Here is a 15,823-nt window from a genome sequence, read left to right as displayed (position 1 = left end):
TGGCGGGCCGGGTATCTGTATGCTGAGTGCAAAACGCGATCACGCCGCCCGATAACAGGAGGTGCGCCACCAGCCGTGCAGAGTGATGAATTGCGTTTTCATTGTTGATACCCCTTCATGTGAACTTGCGTACTAGTTAACTGGTCCGAGGGATTAAAGTCAACCCCTGTTTGCAGATTTTCTCTATCAGTCGGTATGATGATGCGCTTATTACTATCCTTAATCACTTAAGCTGCAGAACCACAGTCAATCTGCCTGTGACTTAAAGTATGACGGGTACAGGTTCATGTCCAGCAGGAGTCATCTTGAGCAACACCAATTACGCAGTGATTTACGACCTGCACAGCCATACCATCGCCTCTGACGGGCGTCTGACTCCAGAAGAACTTGTCCATCGCGCCCACCAGATGCGCGTCGGCACCCTGGCGATTACCGACCACGATACCGTGGCGGCAATTCCCGCGGCTCAGCGTGAAATTGAACGTGCCGGTTTACCGTTGGCGCTGATTACCGGGGTGGAAATTTCCACGCTGTGGGAAAATCATGAAATTCATATTGTCGGGCTGAATATCGATATCGACCATCCGGCGATGACCGCGCTGCTCGATGAACAGAAAGCGCGTCGCCAGATGCGGGGTCAGCAGATCGCCGAGCGGCTGGAAAAAGCGCGGATCCCGGGCGCCTGGGAAGGGGCGCTGAAGCTGGCGGACGGCGGTGCGGTGACGCGCGGCCATTTTGCCCGTTTTCTGGTGGAGGCCGGCTATGCCAACAATATGGCTGACGTATTTAAGAAGTATCTGGCGCGCGGGAAAACCGGTTACGTTCCGCCTCAGTGGTGTACAATAAAACAAGCGATTGATGTCATTCATCATTCTGGCGGTAAAGCGGTCATTGCCCATCCCGGGCGCTACGATCTCTCCGCCAAGTGGTTAAAACGGCTGTTGGCCCATTTTAGCGAGCAGGGGGGCGATGCGATGGAGGTGGCGCAGTGTCAGCAGGCGCCTCACGAGCGCGCACAGCTTGCCGCTTACGCCGTGCAGTATGGCCTGGATGCCTCGCAGGGGTCTGATTTTCATCAGCCCTGCCCGTGGATCGAACTGGGCCGCAAACTTTGGCTACCCGCGGGCGTGGAAGGGATCTGGCGCAGTTGGGAAGTGGCCGTAGAACAAAATTGAGAGGGAAGTATGAGCCAGTTTTTTTATATCCATCCGGAAAATCCACAGGCGCGGTTAATTAACCAGGCGGTGGACATTGTGCGTAAAGGCGGGGTCATCGTCTATCCGACCGACTCCGGCTACGCGTTAGGCTGCAAAATTGAAGATAAAGGCGCGATGGAGCGGATTTGCCGGATCCGTAATCTGCCAAACGGCCACAACTTCACCCTGATGTGCCGCGATTTGTCCGAACTGTCGACCTATTCATTCGTTGATAACGTGGCCTTTCGTCTGATTAAAAACAATACCCCGGGTAACTACACGTTTATCCTCAAGGGCACCAAAGAAGTTCCGCGCCGTCTGCTGCAGGATAAGCGTAAGACCATCGGTATGCGCGTGCCGTCCAACCCGATTGCGCAAATGCTGCTGGAAACGTTGGGCGAGCCGATGCTCTCCACTTCGTTGATGCTGCCGGGAAGCGACTTTACCGAATCCGACCCGGAAGAGATCAAAGATCGTCTGGAGAAGCAGGTTGACCTGATTATTCACGGCGGCTATCTGGGCCAGCAGCCGACCACGGTTATCGACCTCACTGAAGATGCGCCGGTTGTGGTGCGTGAAGGCGTGGGGGACGTAACGCCGTTCCTGTAATGACGTCTGTTTCCATGGAAGGAATCGTCATGTAATGAATACCCGCTCGCCGCTTTTATTTGCCGCCGTTTAACGCGGCGCAGTGCCGCGCGCCTTTTGATGGTTCATCCTCTGCAAAAGACCCTATTGTGCTACCTGGCTTCCATCAGCGCGCCATGCGCCCGGACGGAGGTGCGCGGTAAGTTGTGCTATGCTCGTAACGCAAAGAAGCATTCATCTTAAAGTTCGTGTACCATGTTCGCCCACGCGAGAAGGCGTGTCTCTGTTATGTCTGCTGTAGCAACATAGATAACGGCACGCGCTGATGCAAAAAATTTTTACAGAACAGGGTGTTAGGTTTCATTTTGCCTCGCGCCCTGTTTTTCGAAGTATACCAGACGCCTGGGAAGGCGACACCTTAAGGAAGCTCAATGAGCGAGAAATTACAAAAAGTGCTGGCCCGCGCTGGCCACGGCTCCCGCCGTGAAATCGAAGCCAAAATCGAAGCTGGCCGCGTCAGCGTCGATGGCAAAATCGCCACCCTTGGCGATCGCGTTGAAATTGTCCCGGGTTTAAAAATTCGCATCGACGGTCATCTGATTTCGGTGAAAGAGTCTGCGGAACAGATTTGTCGCGTGCTGGCTTACTACAAGCCGGAAGGCGAACTCTGTACCCGTAACGACCCGGAAGGGCGACCGACGGTGTTCGATCGTCTGCCAAAGCTGCGCGGCGCGCGCTGGATTGCCGTCGGTCGTCTTGACGTCAACACCTGCGGCCTGCTGCTGTTTACCACCGACGGTGAACTGGCGAACCGCCTGATGCACCCGAGCCGCGAAGTGGAACGTGAATACGCGGTGCGCGTATTTGGCCAGATAGATGATGACAAGCTGCGCCAGCTCTCGCGCGGCGTCCAGCTGGAAGACGGCCCGGCGGCGTTCAAAACCATCAAGTTTACCGGTGGCGAAGGGATTAACCAGTGGTACAACGTCACGCTGACCGAAGGCCGTAACCGCGAAGTTCGCCGCCTGTGGGAAGCCGTTGGCGTACAGGTCAGCCGCCTGATCCGCGTGCGCTACGGCGATATTCTGCTGCCGAAAGGCCTGCCGCGCGGCGGCTACACCGAGCTGGACCTGGCGCAAACCAACTACCTGCGCGAACTGGTTGAGCTTACGCCGGAAACCACCTCTAAGGTCGCCGTCGAAAAGGATCGTCGTCGCATGAAGGCGAATCAGATTCGCCGCGCGGTTAAGCGCCACAGCCAGGTGAGCAATAATAATAACAACCGTCGTTCCAGCAGCCGTAATAACGGTAACGGTTAATTATTCCAGTTCCGGCGGTCACCGCCGGAATTCTCCCTCCTGTGACTCCTTTCACACTTCTGCATAAAGACAAAAAACAGGAAATGCCCGGACAAATAACGCAAAGCGGTGCGCCAGGCGACGCCATATACTGAGGCCACTGATTACATTAACAGGTAGCCTAAAATGGAAACAGCAGGAAAACTTTCGGCAAGCTATGTGGTTATCGGCGTTAAAGAAAAAATAGGGTATGGTTTTGGCGATTTCGCCTCTAATTTATCCTTCGGCTTCGTTTCTCTGTTTTTACTTTTTTTCTATACCAATATTTACGGCATTAGCGCCGTACAGGCGAGCCTGATCTTTGTTATTGCCCGCGTGGTTGATGCGGCATTTAATATTCTGATTGGTTTTGCCATCGATAAAACCCACAGCCGCTACGGTAAGCTTCGACCCTGGTTGTTGTATGGTTCAATTCCGCTCGGCTTCTTAACGGTGCTCTGCTTTGTGCCTTTCGGCGGTGAGGCGAAATTCTACTTCGCACTGATTTCCTATACTATTTATTGCCTGGCCTATACGGCGGTAAATACGCCTTATTCGGCGTTGACCAACCGTTTAACCCAGCATGAAGCCTCCCGCTCATCGCTGTCGGTATACCGGTTTGTCCTGGCGATTGTTGGCTATCTGATTGTGTCCACTACCGCGGACAGGCTGATTTCCCCGTTTAGCGATAAACAGCTGGGGTACGTCTTCGCCGTCTCTTGCTTTGCGCTGCTGGCGACGTTTTTGTTCCTTGCCTGCTTCGGGATGACCAAAGAGCGCGTTGGTGAAGAAGAGGAAGAGACTCCGGCGCCAACGCTGAGGGAAATGTTGAAGGCGGTGGCAGGCAACGCGCCGCTAATTAACCTTTCCATGTTCACCGTCTTTTTTTATATTGCCTATACCGTGTGGATGGCGATCGCTATTTACTTTATCAAATATATAATTGGTAGCGAAGGCTTTACCTCCACCTTCTTTATGATTCAGTCGGCGGCTTATATTGTCGGTACCGTTATTTCGGAAAAAATCATTGCGTTGATAGGTAAAAAGAAAATGACGCTGGTGGCGCTGTTGATCGGCATTGCGGGCGTACTGATGCAATATTTTATCGCTGGCGACAATATCTGGCTGATCATGACCGGCGTGTGTCTGTACAGTATTACGCTGGGGATGGGCTTTGTTTCAATGTGGTCAATGATTGCCGATACCGTGGAATATGCCGAGTGGCACCATGGGGTGCGCACCGAAGGCGCAATTTACGGTTTCTTTAATTTCATCACCAAAATAGCGATGGCCATCGGCGGCGGCTGCGCGGGCTGGATGCTGGACTATTACCACTATGACGCGGGCAACATTACCGCCAGCGCGATTAACGGCATTAACGTACTGATGACGCTATTTCCCGGCGCGATGTTTGCGCTCAGCGCACTGTTTGTCGCCTGCTATTCGCTGGATGAAAAAACCTATCGCGATATTGTGCAAAAAATCAGCCTGCGCAAACAGAACGCGCTTTAACCTCAGGGAGCCAGAGAGATGAATAACGATTTTAACACCACCCTCGCCGCGATGAGCGCGGAAGAAAAAGTGGCGCTGCTGACCGGCAGCGGCCTGTGGCGGACGGCCTCGCTGCCGCAGCACGGTATCGAAGATATCATTATGACCGACGGCACCTACGGCGTGCGCTACAGCAGCGCGCAGATTGATGGCCGGGAAAAGTGGAGCATGGATGATTTTATCTCGGTCATCACCCAAACCGCAGACCAGGCCAGCGCGGAAGAGCCCGCCGCGAAAGGGGGGAGTGAGGCGCTATTCAGCACTTCGCTACCGGCGACCTGCTTTCCTAATGGTTCCAGCCTGGCCTGCAGCTGGGACGTGGAGCTGGTGCATCAGATGGGGGAAGCGCTGGGGCGGGAGTGTCAGCAAATGGGCGTCGGGATCCTGCTCGGGCCGGGGATTAACATTCGCCGTACGCCGCTGGCCGGGCGAGGCTATGAATATTACGCCGAAGACCCGGTGGTCAGCGGCGATATTGCCGCTGCGCTGATCAACGGCCTGCAGCAGGAGGGGGTTGGCGCCAGCCTGAAACACTTTGCGGCGAACAACTCGGAGTACCGCCGCACGGAAATGGATTCGATTATTGAAGAACGGGCGCTGCGGGAAATCTATCTGGCGGGTTTCCAGCGCGCGATTGCGAAATCCCGGCCGTGGACGGTGATGTCTTCCTACAATCGTCTTAACGGCGTGCAAACCTCCCAGGATCCGTTTTTGCTCACACAGGTTTTGCGCGATGAGTGGGGATATGAAGGGCTGGTGATGTCCGACTGGTACGGTATTAAAGATCGCCCCGCATCGCTGATGGCGGGTAACGATCTGGCGATGCCCGAAACCCGCCGCGATAAACAAACTCTGCTGGCGGCGATTGAAGCCGGAGAGGTGCCGATGGCGGTGGTGGACCGCGCCTGTCTCCGCATGCTGGAACTGCTCGACAAGGTCCAGCGCCATCGCCGCCCGCAAACGCGAGCCGATTTTACGGCGCACCACGCGCTGGCGCAGCGGCTTGCCGGTGAATCCATTGTCTTGCTGAAAAATGAAGATAATCTGCTGCCGCTGCGTCCGGAGAAAACGCCGCGCGTCGCGGTGCTGGGTAAACCGGCTCAGGAGCCGGTGATCCAGGGGTCCGGATGCGCGACCACGGTGCCGTATCTGCTCGATCGGCCGCTGGATGAAATTTTCGACCTCGCCGGCGACGACTTCAGCGTCTCCTGGGCCGTGGGCGCGCCGGACGATCTGCGCTGCGATGAACAGGCGCTGGCGCAGGCCTGCCGCGTCGCGCAGGAGGCCGACGTGGCGGTGATCTTCGTCAGCACCGCCGTAGGCGAAGATGGCGAAAACGGCGATCGTCAGGATCTGCATATTCTGCCGGTGCACGAACGGTTAATTCGCGAAGTGGCGACGGTCCAGCCGAATATCGTGGTGGTGCTGGCGAATAGCGATGCGGTGGTGATGCCGTGGCTCGGCGAGTGCAAAGCGCTGCTGGAAACGTTCTTTGCCGGGCAAGGGATGGGGCGCGCGGTGGCGGAAATCCTCTTCGGCCAGCGTAACCCCTGCGGCAAACTGACGGTAACGGTACCTAATTCCCTGGAGGAAACGCCGGCCTGGCTGCACTATCCGGGCGAAAACCTGCGTCATCATTACGGAGAAGGGCTTTTTGTCGGCTATCGCTATTATGATAAACGTCGTATGACGCCGCAGTTTCCGTTTGGCTTTGGCTTAAGCTATACCCGGTTTGCGTACGATAATATCGCGCTGTCAGCCCGCCGTGCAGGCGCAGGCGAGACGCTTACCGTGTCGTTCGACCTGACCAACTGCGGAGAGTATGCGGGCAAAGAGATCGTCCAGCTGTACGTTAGCGCGCCGAAGGGGGAGCTGATTCGCGAAGTGCAGTCATTAAAAGCGTTCAGCAAAGTGGCGCTGGCCGCCGGAGAGACCCGTCACGTGAGCCTGCAGCTGCCCATTGGCGAGCTGGCCTGTTATCATCCGGGCCTGGGTGATTGGGTCGTGACGCCGGGCATCTGGCAGGTTCGCGTCGGCGCCTCATCACGGGATCTGCCGTTGATCGCGGAGATTGAGGTAGATTGTCCGCAGCGGTACGTCCCGCTGCGCGATGATAACTCTCTACAACAGCTGATCCAGCAGCCGGAGGCCTTTGCCCGCGTAGTGAAGCTGATTGCCGATAAGAGCCAGATGCCGGCGGAGCAGGTGCGTGAAAAACTGATTCGCCTGGCGCCGGATCTGTTCTGCGGGCTGCTGATTGCGCTGACCGAATTCCTGGCGCTGGATATCGAACGCGACGAGCTTAACGCCGTGCTGGCCGGCGCTCATCATTGCCAATGACAGGAGAGTGCGCATGTTTCCTTTTTCAGTGACTCACCCTCGCTCGGTCACCCAGAGCGGACGACAAACGGCGAACAGCGGCTACGAGCTGATTGCCTTTGACGCGGAGAAGCTGAACGTGTTTGCCGCGGAGGTTCGCTACTGCGAGCCTCACTGGCATCCGGCTCCGGAGCTGATTACCGTGCTGGCGGGGCGATTTACCCTCGTCGTCGGCCAGCAAAGCCTGGAGCTGGCACAGGGAGACATGCTGTATATCAATGCCGAAGAGGTCCATTCGCTGAGCGCCGAGGAGGCGGGCAGCCAACTGCTCACCGTACAGTTTTCACCCGGCCTGTTTGATGAACTTCATCCCTCGCCGCAGCTGGACTGGAGTACCTGCGGACGACCTTACTCTCCGGCGGACAGCGAGGTACGCCAGCGGCTGGCGAGGCTACTGGAACAGCTGATCGATAACCACGCGCCGTTTCAGCGTATCGCGGCGATTTATCTGCTGCTGGATGCGGTCGTCTCCGCCGGAAAGCCGACGCGGCGCGCCGAAAGCTCGCTGCGCGACGAGGCGATGATCAAAAAAGGCATTGATTTTATCAATCAACACTTTGATCAGCCGCTGACGCTGAGCGAGGTCGCCTGCCATAGCGGGATGAGCTACTCCTGGTTCTCGCGGCTGTTCAAAAAGGTGAGCCGGTATAATTTTAAAGAGTATCTGACGCTGGTGCGGCTAAATAAAGCCCGCACCCTGCTGCGCGATACCCGCACCCCGATCACGGAGATTAGCCACAGCTGCGGTTTTCAGGAACACAAGTATCTGATCGCCGCCTTTAATAAATACTGCGGCGTCACGCCAACCGAATACCGCAAGCGCTTCGTCTCGCGGCAAAATATACGCGAAAGCGAACTGGCGCTGGGGGAGGATTGCCTGTGCCTGCCGCTGAATCATGCGCTGCTCGAGCGGCTGGCGGCTAGTAGTCGATCCCCATCTGCGCTTTGATTCCGGCGTCAAAGGCGTGCTTCACCGGGCGCAGCTCGCTGACCGTATCGGCCAGTTCGGTAATCTCACGGTGGCAGCCGCGGCCGGTAATAATCACCGTCTGGTGCGCCGGGCGGTTGCGCAGCGCGGTAAGCACCTCTTCCAGCGGCAGGTAATCATAAGCCACCATGTAGGTTAGTTCGTCCAGCAAAACGAGGTCGAGGCTTTCATCAGCCAGCATGCGGCGCCCGTGCTCCCAGACCGCGAGGCAGGCGGCTGTATCGCTTTCGCGATCCTGCGTATTCCAGGTAAAACCGGTCGCCATCACCTGAAACTCAACGCCGTGCGGCTCAAGCAGGTTGCGCTCGCCGTTTGGCCAGGTACCTTTAATAAACTGCACGACGGCGGCTTTTTTACCGTGCCCGACGGCGCGGGTGACGGTGCCAAAAGCGGCGGTGGTTTTGCCTTTACCGTTACCGGTAAAGACGATCACGATGCCGCGCTCTTCCTGCGCGGCGGCGACGCGAGCGTCAACTTTATCTTTTACCCGCTGCTGGCGTTCGCGGTGGCGTTCATCACTCATTGTGCGATTCCTGGTTTGCGGCCCGGCTGGGCGTCAAAGGTCATTCCCGTTTTGCGACGACTGTCGTCGCCCATCAGCCACAGGTAAACCGGCATGATATCAGCGGGGGTTTTCAATTTTTGCGGATCTTCCGTCGGGAACGCATTGGCGCGCATTTTGGTGCGGGTGCCGCCTGGGTTAATGCAGTTGACCCGCAGATGACGGTTCTGATACTCCTCGGCCAGCACCTGCATCATGCCCTCGGTGGCGAATTTCGACGCGGCGTACGCGCCCCAGTTCGCGCGTCCCTGGCGGCCGACGCTGGAAGAGGTAAAGACCAGCGAACCCGATTCGGATTTAAGTAATAAAGGAAGCAGCGCCTGGGTGAGCATAAAGGTGCCGTTCACGTTCACCTGCATCACCTGCTGCCATACTTCCGGCTTTTGTTGATCCATCGGGCACACGTCGCCCAACAGACCCGCGTTGTGCAGCACCCCGTCGAGGCGCGGGTAGTGGATGGCTATTTTCTGCGCCAGCTGCTGGCACTCCTGCGGCGTGCAGGTTAACAGGTCGAGAGTAAACCAGCGGGCGGGAATGCCGCCCGCCTGCTGAATTTCGTGCGCGACGCTGCGCAGCTTTTCTTCGTTGCGGCCGACCAGGATAACGCTGGCGCTATAGCGGGAATAGGTCAGGGCGGCTTCACGGCCAATGCCGTCGCTGGCGCCGGTAACCAGGATGATGCGGTCCTGTAACAGGTGACGTTGCGGTTGATAGTGCACGGCGACTCCTCGGGCGATCTGCTGACGATCGCGCTTGCTGTTCGGTATCTCACTTTTGCGCTTTATGCCTGAAAGCGCCCGCTATTGCAATCGGCGAAGCGGAAACTCTTCGCGGAATTAATATCTTGCAACGATTTCATCGTCGCTGAAAAAAACAGGAAGGCGCCTCGCGTGCGACACAAAGCACAAAGACTTCTCGCCGACGGCTGATGTACACTGTGCGCCAACGTCAGCGGTTTACACAAGGTGAAAACGTGGAATTACTTGCTCAATATGGCCTGTTTTTGGCCAAAATCGCGACCATCGTTGTCGCAATTGCGGTTATCGTCGCCATTATTGTTAACCTGACTCAGCGCAAAAAACAGCGCGGCGAGCTGCGGGTCACCAATCTTAGCGAGCAATATAAGGAGATGAAGGAAGAGCTGGCGGTTTCGTTGCTCGATGGGCCGCAGCAGAAGCTGTGGCATAAAGCGCAAAAGAAAAAGCTCAAGCAGGAAGCAAAGGCGTCAAAGGCGCGGGCGAAGCTCGGCACACCGGAGCCGGACGTCAAACCGCGCGTCTGGGTGCTGGATTTTAAAGGCAGTATGGATGCCCATGAAGTCAGCAGCCTGCGCGAAGAAATCACCGCCGTTCTGGCGGCGGCAAAAGCGCGCGACCAGGTCGTTATTCGCCTTGAAAGCCCAGGCGGCGTGGTTCACGGTTACGGCCTGGCGGCTTCACAGCTGCAGCGCCTGCGCGACAAGCAGATCCCGTTAACGGTCGCGGTCGATAAAGTCGCGGCCAGCGGCGGCTATATGATGGCCTGCGTGGCGAACAAAATCGTCAGTGCACCCTTTGCTATCCTGGGCTCTATTGGCGTTGTGGCGCAAATTCCCAACATCAATCGCTTCCTGAAAAATAAAGATATCGACATTGAGCTGCATACGGCCGGGCAGTACAAACGCACCCTGACGATGCTGGGTGAAAATACCGAAGAAGGGCGGCAGAAATTTTGCGAAGACCTCAACGATACTCATCGGCTATTCAAAGATTTTGTCCACCAGATGCGCCCCGGGCTGGATATCGAGCAGGTAGCGACGGGTGAACACTGGTACGGCGTTCAGGCGCTGGAAAAAGGCCTTGTGGACGCGGTGGAAACCAGCGATGAACTTCTGCTGGGGCTGATGGATAAGCACGAGGTTATCAGCGTGCGCTATCAGCAGCGTAAGAAAATGCTCGAGCGGTTTACCGGCAGCGCGGCGGAAAGCGCCGATAAACTTCTGCTGCGCTGGTGGCAGCGCGGGCAAAAGCCGCTGATGTAAACAAACAACGCGAGGCTTCGGCCTCGCGTTGTTGTCATGGCCCTGCAGGCAGCGGTTAATCCGCCAGGTGGTACTTATCAGACAGCTCGTGTGCGAGGTATTTAAACATATTAAATACCGCCGTACTCTTCGCCGTTGGCAGACCCTGCTCGTCAAGATAGAACTCGCCGCTGAACACCAGCACGCCGTTACGCTGAACGACGTCGGTGGCCTCGATCCCGGCTAACGTATCTTCATGTTCGCGAATGAGTTTGTTGGCTTTTTCCAGAAGCGTCTGGCGATCGATGGGTTGGGTTGTACCTTGCATAAATGCCTCCTGTGTTTCTTCGCGGCTAGTCTACGCCGCGCGGCGGCGAGGGGCAAATTTTCCATTGATCTTGCAGGGGTAATCGCAGAAGCCTAATAAACATCAGTTTAGTGGCGGGATTTGCTTTTGCATGCTAATAAAGTTGCGTAACGAATTTTATCAGGTACAGTGTGACGCTTTCAGCGATCTGGCAACAGATTTGCTTGACATTCGGCCAAAAATTATTCGTGCTATGTCGCCTGGCGAGAAAAAGCCAGCAAACTCAGCTATCTGGTTTTATGGATGCGAAACCGGTGCAAGGGGTTGATATCCATCGATAACGACGCAACATAGGTTGTGACGTGTCGCCAGTGGATGGTGAATCAATGTGCGATGTATTCCTGGATGAATCAAATTAGGTAAAGGTGAATATGGGTAAAGCTCTCGTTATCGTTGAGTCCCCGGCAAAAGCCAAAACGATCAATAAGTATCTGGGTAATGACTACGTGGTTAAGTCCAGCGTCGGTCATATCCGCGATTTGCCGACCAGTGGCTCAGCTTCCAAAAAGAGCGCCGACTCTACCTCCACCAAAGGGGCTAAAAAGCCTAAGAAGGATGAACGCGGCGCTCTGGTCAACCGTATGGGCGTGGACCCGTGGCATGACTGGAATGCGCACTATGAAATACTCCCGGGTAAAGAAAAGGTCGTTTCTGAACTCAAACAGTTGGCGGAAAAAGCTGACCACATCTATCTCGCAACCGACCTTGACCGCGAAGGGGAAGCCATCGCATGGCACCTGCGGGAAGTTATCGGCGGTGATGAACAGCGCTATAGCCGCGTGGTGTTCAACGAGATCACGAAGAATGCGATTCGTCAGGCTTTCGAAAAGCCGGGCGAACTGAATATTGACCGTGTCAACGCTCAGCAGGCGCGCCGTTTTATGGATCGCGTGGTGGGCTACATGGTCTCTCCACTGCTGTGGAAAAAAATTGCCCGCGGTCTGTCAGCAGGCCGCGTCCAGTCGGTTGCGGTGCGTCTGGTGGTCGAGCGCGAGCGCGAAATTAAAGCGTTCGTTCCGGAAGAGTACTGGGAAGTTGACGCCAGCACCACGACCCCTGGCGGCGATGCGTTACCGCTGCAGGTCACGCATAACGGCGATAAGCCGTTCCGTCCGGTAAACCGTGATGAAACCATGGCGGCGGTCGCGCTGCTTGAGAAAGCCAGCTACAGCGTGCTGGAGCGTGAAGATAAGCCGACCAGCAGCAAGCCGGGCGCGCCGTTTATCACCTCCACGCTGCAGCAGGCCGCCAGCACGCGTCTTGGCTTCGGCGTGAAGAAAACCATGATGATGGCGCAGCGTCTCTACGAAGCGGGCCACATTACCTATATGCGTACCGACTCGACGAACCTGAGCCAGGACGCGCTGAGCATGGTGCGCGGCTACATTGGCGACAACTTCGGTAAGAAATATCTGCCGGAGAGCGCGAATCAGTACGCCAGCAAAGAAAACTCGCAGGAAGCGCACGAGGCGATTCGTCCATCCGACGTCAACGTGCTGGCCGAAACGTTAAAAGATATGGAATCTGATGCGCAGAAACTGTATCAGCTGATCTGGCGCCAGTTTGTCGCCTGTCAGATGACGCCTGCGCAGTACGACTCCACCACGCTGACGGTGAAAGCCGGCGATTTCAAACTGAAAGCCCGCGGCCGTACGCTGCGCTTTGACGGCTGGACCAAAGTAATGCCAGCCCTGCGTAAAGGCGATGAAGACCGTACGTTACCGATGGTCAATAAGGGCGACAGCCTGAGCCTGGTCGAGCTGACCCCTGCGCAGCACTTTACCAAGCCGCCGGCGCGTTTTAGCGAAGCTTCGCTGGTTAAAGAGCTGGAAAAACGCGGCATCGGTCGTCCGTCCACCTATGCGTCGATCATTTCGACCATTCAGGATCGCGGCTACGTGCGGGTGGAAAACCGCCGCTTCTATGCGGAAAAGATGGGCGAAATCGTCACCGATCGTCTGGAAGAGAACTTCCGCGATCTGATGAACTATGATTTCACCGCGCAGATGGAAGACCGCCTCGACCAGGTGGCTAACCATCAGGCCGAGTGGAAGCAGGTCCTCGACAGCTTCTTCGGAGACTTTACCTCGCAGCTGCAGACGGCAGAGAAAGATCCGGAAGAGGGCGGCATGCAGCCGAACCCAATGGTGCTGACCACCATCGACTGCCCAACCTGCGGGCGCAAGATGGGGATCCGTACCGCCAGCACCGGCGTATTCCTCGGCTGCTCGGGCTACGCGCTGTCGCCAAAAGAGCGCTGTAAAACCACCATTAACCTGGTGCCGGAAAACGAAGTGCTCAACGTGCTGGAAGGCGATGACGCTGAAACCAACGCGCTGCGCGCTAAACGCCGCTGTAAAAAATGCGGCACGGCGATGGACAGCTACCTCATCGATCCGAAACGCAAGCTGCACGTCTGCGGTAATAACCCGACCTGCGATGGCTACGAGATCGAAGAGGGCGAGTTCCGCATCAAGGGCTATGACGGCCCGATCGTTGAGTGTGAAAAATGTGGCTCCGAAATGCACCTGAAGATGGGGCGTTTTGGTAAGTATATGGCCTGCACCAACGACGAGTGTAAAAACACCCGTAAGATCCTGCGTAACGGGGAAGTGGCGCCGCCGAAAGAAGATCCGGTGCCGCTGCCGGAGCTGCCGTGCGAGAAATCGGACGCTTACTTTGTTCTGCGCGATGGCGCGGCGGGCGTCTTCCTGGCCGCCAACACCTTCCCGAAATCGCGCGAAACCCGCGCGCCGCTGGTGGAAGAACTGTACCGCTTCCGCGACCGTCTGGCAGAGAAGCTGCGCTATCTGGCCGATGCGCCGCAGCAGGATCCGGAAGGCAACAAAACGATGGTGCGTTTTAGCCGTAAAACTAAGCAGCAGTACGTTGCCTCAGAGAAAGATGGCAAAGCCACCGGCTGGTCAGTTTTCTATATAGATGGCAAATGGACTGAAGCAAAGAAGTAACTGCTATCATCTGATAAAAGGGCCGCGTCGCGGCCCTTTTTTGACATCACATATTGTTGATATCCAAGATATTACTCTGTTCCTCCTCTCGCCTTATAACCGCCTTATTATTTTTTGTTAGTATCTATACACTGTAGATATAAATGATATAGTGGTTATAGCTAATCCCTTTTTTATTATCTTATCGTCTTATACATCACCGTCATCAGGATACGTTGTGGCGCCAACACGGCGAGTCGCAGGGAGGTTCGGGCTAGCCCGTCCACCGCCAAGTGACCTGAGCGTAAAATGTATTAAGCGGGTTTATTTTACGTGCTATCGGATATCAGCCATGAAACTACAGCAGCTCCGCTATATCGTTGAGGTTGTTAACCATAATCTGAACGTCTCCTCCACGGCCGAAGGCCTGTACACCTCACAGCCGGGCATCAGCAAGCAGGTTCGCATGCTGGAGGATGAGCTGGGAATTCAGATTTTCGCCCGCAGCGGCAAACATTTGACCCAGGTCACGCCCGCAGGCCAGGAGATCATACGCATCGCTCGCGAGGTCCTGTCGAAGGTCGATGCGATCAAATCGGTAGCGGGTGAGCATACCTGGCCTGATAAGGGGTCGCTGTACGTAGCAACTACCCACACCCAGGCCCGCTACGCGCTACCGGGCGTTATCAAAGGCTTTATCGAACGCTATCCCCGCGTCTCCTTGCACATGCATCAGGGGTCGCCAACGCAAATCGCCGAGGCGGTGTCGAAAGGCAATGCTGACTTCGCTATCGCGACCGAAGCGCTTCATCTTTATGATGATTTGGTGATGCTGCCGTGCTACCACTGGAACCGCTCCGTGGTCGTCACGCCAGAGCATCCGCTGGCGTCGCGAGAGTCGGTATCGATTGAGGAGCTGGCGCAGTATCCGCTGGTGACTTATACCTTCGGCTTCACCGGCCGCTCCGAGCTGGATACCGCCTTTAATCGCGCCGGCTTAACGCCGCGCATCGTTTTCACCGCCACCGACGCCGATGTGATTAAAACCTACGTGCGTCTGGGCCTTGGGGTAGGGGTAATTGCCAGTATGGCGGTGGATCCGGTTTCCGACCCGGACCTGGTGAAGCTGGACGCCAATGGTATTTTCAGCCACAGCACCACGAAAATAGGTTTCCGTCGCAGTACCTTCTTGCGAAGCTATATGTATGATTTTATTCAGCGATTTGCGCCGCATCTGACCCGGGATGTGGTCGATACCGCCGTTGCTTTGCGCTCAAATGAAGATATTGAAGCGATGTTCAAAGATATTAAATTACCGGAAAAATAACCACAGAAAAAATAATGGCATCCTCTCGGGGATGCCAAAGCCTATAATGGCCTGAAATGGAATATCTAAACCTCGTCTGAATCACAATTTTTGTTAACTCCTCGTACCACATTTGCAAATATACCTGCCGCGATCAAATTAATGATGAAAGATATCTGCTGAAAAGCGAATTCACTGGATTAATAGTCAATCCATAATTAAGATTTATCTGTGGTTAGTAATTCTTAGCGATTGGTGGTGAAAAAATGATTAGTGATATCGATTATATGAAGTTTGCGATGTCACAGGAACGTGACAAGACTGAGATAGATCCAGTTTTGAGAAGTAAGGCCTGGAGCGCCGTTATCCTTGGGCTTGCGATGTTCTGGAGCGTCATTGCTCTGGTTGTCTGCAACGTTTGGTTACTAAGCTAGAGCACCTTCCAGTCACAGCAGTTATGTCAGTTTTATGACAAGTGAATTATTGAGAATTATTTGTATCTGATAAAATAGCGGTAATAAGGAGGATATAATTTTTCCCTTTTTAGACTCGCTCGATAAATTTTCTCTATTGGACTAATCGCCAGAATAATGGCGATTAGT

At 55.4% G+C, this 15,823-nt stretch carries 13 protein-coding genes and 1 other annotated feature (1 of these 14 cut by a window edge); of the genes, 10 read left to right on the top strand and 3 right to left on the bottom strand.

Going from position 1 to position 15,823, the window contains the following annotated elements:
- Positions 1-78: a sequence feature (Trp leader region), on the bottom strand; it reaches 18 nt to the left of the window's first position.
- A 227-nt stretch (positions 79-305) separates the two neighbouring features.
- From rnm to JLG71_RS16125, 6 genes are all read left to right on the top strand, one after another.
- Positions 306-1,175 (top strand): RNase RNM, encoded by an 870-nt coding sequence (gene rnm / locus JLG71_RS16150; protein ID WP_032749459.1) that lies wholly within the window; start codon positions 306-308, stop codon positions 1,173-1,175.
- A gap of 9 nt (positions 1,176-1,184) precedes the next feature.
- Positions 1,185-1,805: an L-threonylcarbamoyladenylate synthase gene (locus JLG71_RS16145; RefSeq protein WP_004850139.1), complete on the top strand. Its 621-nt coding sequence runs from the start codon at positions 1,185-1,187 to the stop codon at positions 1,803-1,805.
- A 410-nt stretch (positions 1,806-2,215) separates the two neighbouring features.
- The gene (gene rluB, locus JLG71_RS16140; RefSeq protein WP_004121268.1) at positions 2,216-3,103 is read left to right on the top strand and encodes a 23S rRNA pseudouridine(2605) synthase RluB; all 888 of its coding nucleotides are present in this window, start codon (positions 2,216-2,218) and stop codon (positions 3,101-3,103) included.
- A 165-nt stretch (positions 3,104-3,268) separates the two neighbouring features.
- The gene (locus tag JLG71_RS16135; RefSeq protein ID WP_014229008.1) at positions 3,269-4,633 is read left to right on the top strand and encodes an MFS transporter; all 1,365 of its coding nucleotides are present in this window, start codon (positions 3,269-3,271) and stop codon (positions 4,631-4,633) included.
- 18 nt (positions 4,634-4,651) lie between these two features.
- Positions 4,652-7,012, top strand: a complete 2,361-nt coding sequence (locus JLG71_RS16130; RefSeq protein ID WP_116280495.1) for a beta-glucosidase family protein — start codon at positions 4,652-4,654, stop codon at positions 7,010-7,012.
- A 13-nt stretch (positions 7,013-7,025) separates the two neighbouring features.
- Entirely contained in the window at positions 7,026-8,000 is a 975-nt protein-coding gene (locus tag JLG71_RS16125; RefSeq protein ID WP_116280494.1) for a helix-turn-helix transcriptional regulator, read from the top strand.
- Here the strand turns inward: JLG71_RS16125 and cobO are convergent.
- Together cobO and JLG71_RS16115 are read right to left on the bottom strand one after the other, a co-directional pair.
- Positions 7,972-8,562 (bottom strand): cob(I)yrinic acid a,c-diamide adenosyltransferase, encoded by a 591-nt coding sequence (gene cobO, locus JLG71_RS16120; protein WP_004850148.1) that lies wholly within the window; start codon positions 8,560-8,562, stop codon positions 7,972-7,974. The genes JLG71_RS16125 and cobO overlap by 29 nt on opposite strands.
- Entirely contained in the window at positions 8,559-9,320 is a 762-nt protein-coding gene (locus tag JLG71_RS16115; protein WP_014229011.1) for a YciK family oxidoreductase, read from the bottom strand. The genes cobO and JLG71_RS16115 overlap by 4 nt, the downstream gene beginning before the upstream one ends.
- 254 nt (positions 9,321-9,574) lie before the next feature.
- Here JLG71_RS16115 and sohB point away from each other — a divergent pair, with 254 nt between their 5' ends.
- Positions 9,575-10,621, top strand: coding sequence for a protease SohB (gene sohB / locus JLG71_RS16110; protein ID WP_200913679.1), 1,047 nt, complete (start codon positions 9,575-9,577; stop codon positions 10,619-10,621).
- Between the two features lie 55 nt (positions 10,622-10,676).
- Here the strand turns inward: sohB and JLG71_RS16105 are convergent, their stop codons facing one another.
- Positions 10,677-10,928: a YciN family protein gene (locus JLG71_RS16105; protein ID WP_004101388.1), complete on the bottom strand. Its 252-nt coding sequence runs from the start codon at positions 10,926-10,928 to the stop codon at positions 10,677-10,679.
- A gap of 410 nt (positions 10,929-11,338) precedes the next feature.
- Here JLG71_RS16105 and topA point away from each other — a divergent pair, with 410 nt between their 5' ends.
- The 3 genes from topA (at position 11,339) to JLG71_RS16090 (ending at position 15,655) form a co-directional block, all read left to right on the top strand.
- A complete protein-coding gene (topA, locus tag JLG71_RS16100) occupies positions 11,339-13,936 on the top strand; it encodes a type I DNA topoisomerase (RefSeq protein ID WP_200913677.1) in 2,598 nt (865 codons plus the stop codon).
- 331 nt (positions 13,937-14,267) lie between these two features.
- The gene (cysB, locus tag JLG71_RS16095; protein WP_004121248.1) at positions 14,268-15,242 is read left to right on the top strand and encodes an HTH-type transcriptional regulator CysB; all 975 of its coding nucleotides are present in this window, start codon (positions 14,268-14,270) and stop codon (positions 15,240-15,242) included.
- 245 nt (positions 15,243-15,487) lie between these two features.
- Positions 15,488-15,655: a YmiA family putative membrane protein gene (locus JLG71_RS16090; protein WP_004121247.1), complete on the top strand. Its 168-nt coding sequence runs from the start codon at positions 15,488-15,490 to the stop codon at positions 15,653-15,655.
- The last annotated feature ends 168 nt before the right edge of the window (positions 15,656-15,823 follow it).

Source organism: Klebsiella michiganensis, from assembly GCF_015139575.1.
GTDB lineage: Bacteria > Pseudomonadota > Gammaproteobacteria > Enterobacterales > Enterobacteriaceae > Klebsiella > Klebsiella michiganensis.
The sequence above is the reverse complement of the archived record's forward strand: the minus strand, read 5'-3'. Positions and strand labels throughout refer to the sequence as shown.

Bases quoted from the DNA above. Each gene is read 5' to 3' on its own strand.
- JLG71_RS16145 (WP_004850139.1), top strand. From the start codon at position 1,185: ATGAGCCAGTTTTTTTATATCCATCCGGAAAATCCACAGGCGCGGTTA.
- rluB (WP_004121268.1), top strand. From the start codon at position 2,216: ATGAGCGAGAAATTACAAAAAGTGCTGGCCCGCGCTGGCCACGGCTCC.
- JLG71_RS16135 (WP_014229008.1), top strand. From the start codon at position 3,269: ATGGAAACAGCAGGAAAACTTTCGGCAAGCTATGTGGTTATCGGCGTT.
- JLG71_RS16130 (WP_116280495.1), top strand. From the start codon at position 4,652: ATGAATAACGATTTTAACACCACCCTCGCCGCGATGAGCGCGGAAGAA.
- JLG71_RS16125 (WP_116280494.1), top strand. From the start codon at position 7,026: ATGTTTCCTTTTTCAGTGACTCACCCTCGCTCGGTCACCCAGAGCGGA.
- cobO (WP_004850148.1), bottom strand. From the start codon at position 8,562: ATGAGTGATGAACGCCACCGCGAACGCCAGCAGCGGGTAAAAGATAAA.
- JLG71_RS16105 (WP_004101388.1), bottom strand. From the start codon at position 10,928: ATGCAAGGTACAACCCAACCCATCGATCGCCAGACGCTTCTGGAAAAA.
- topA (WP_200913677.1), top strand. From the start codon at position 11,339: ATGGGTAAAGCTCTCGTTATCGTTGAGTCCCCGGCAAAAGCCAAAACG.
- cysB (WP_004121248.1), top strand. From the start codon at position 14,268: ATGAAACTACAGCAGCTCCGCTATATCGTTGAGGTTGTTAACCATAAT.
- JLG71_RS16090 (WP_004121247.1), top strand. From the start codon at position 15,488: ATGATTAGTGATATCGATTATATGAAGTTTGCGATGTCACAGGAACGT.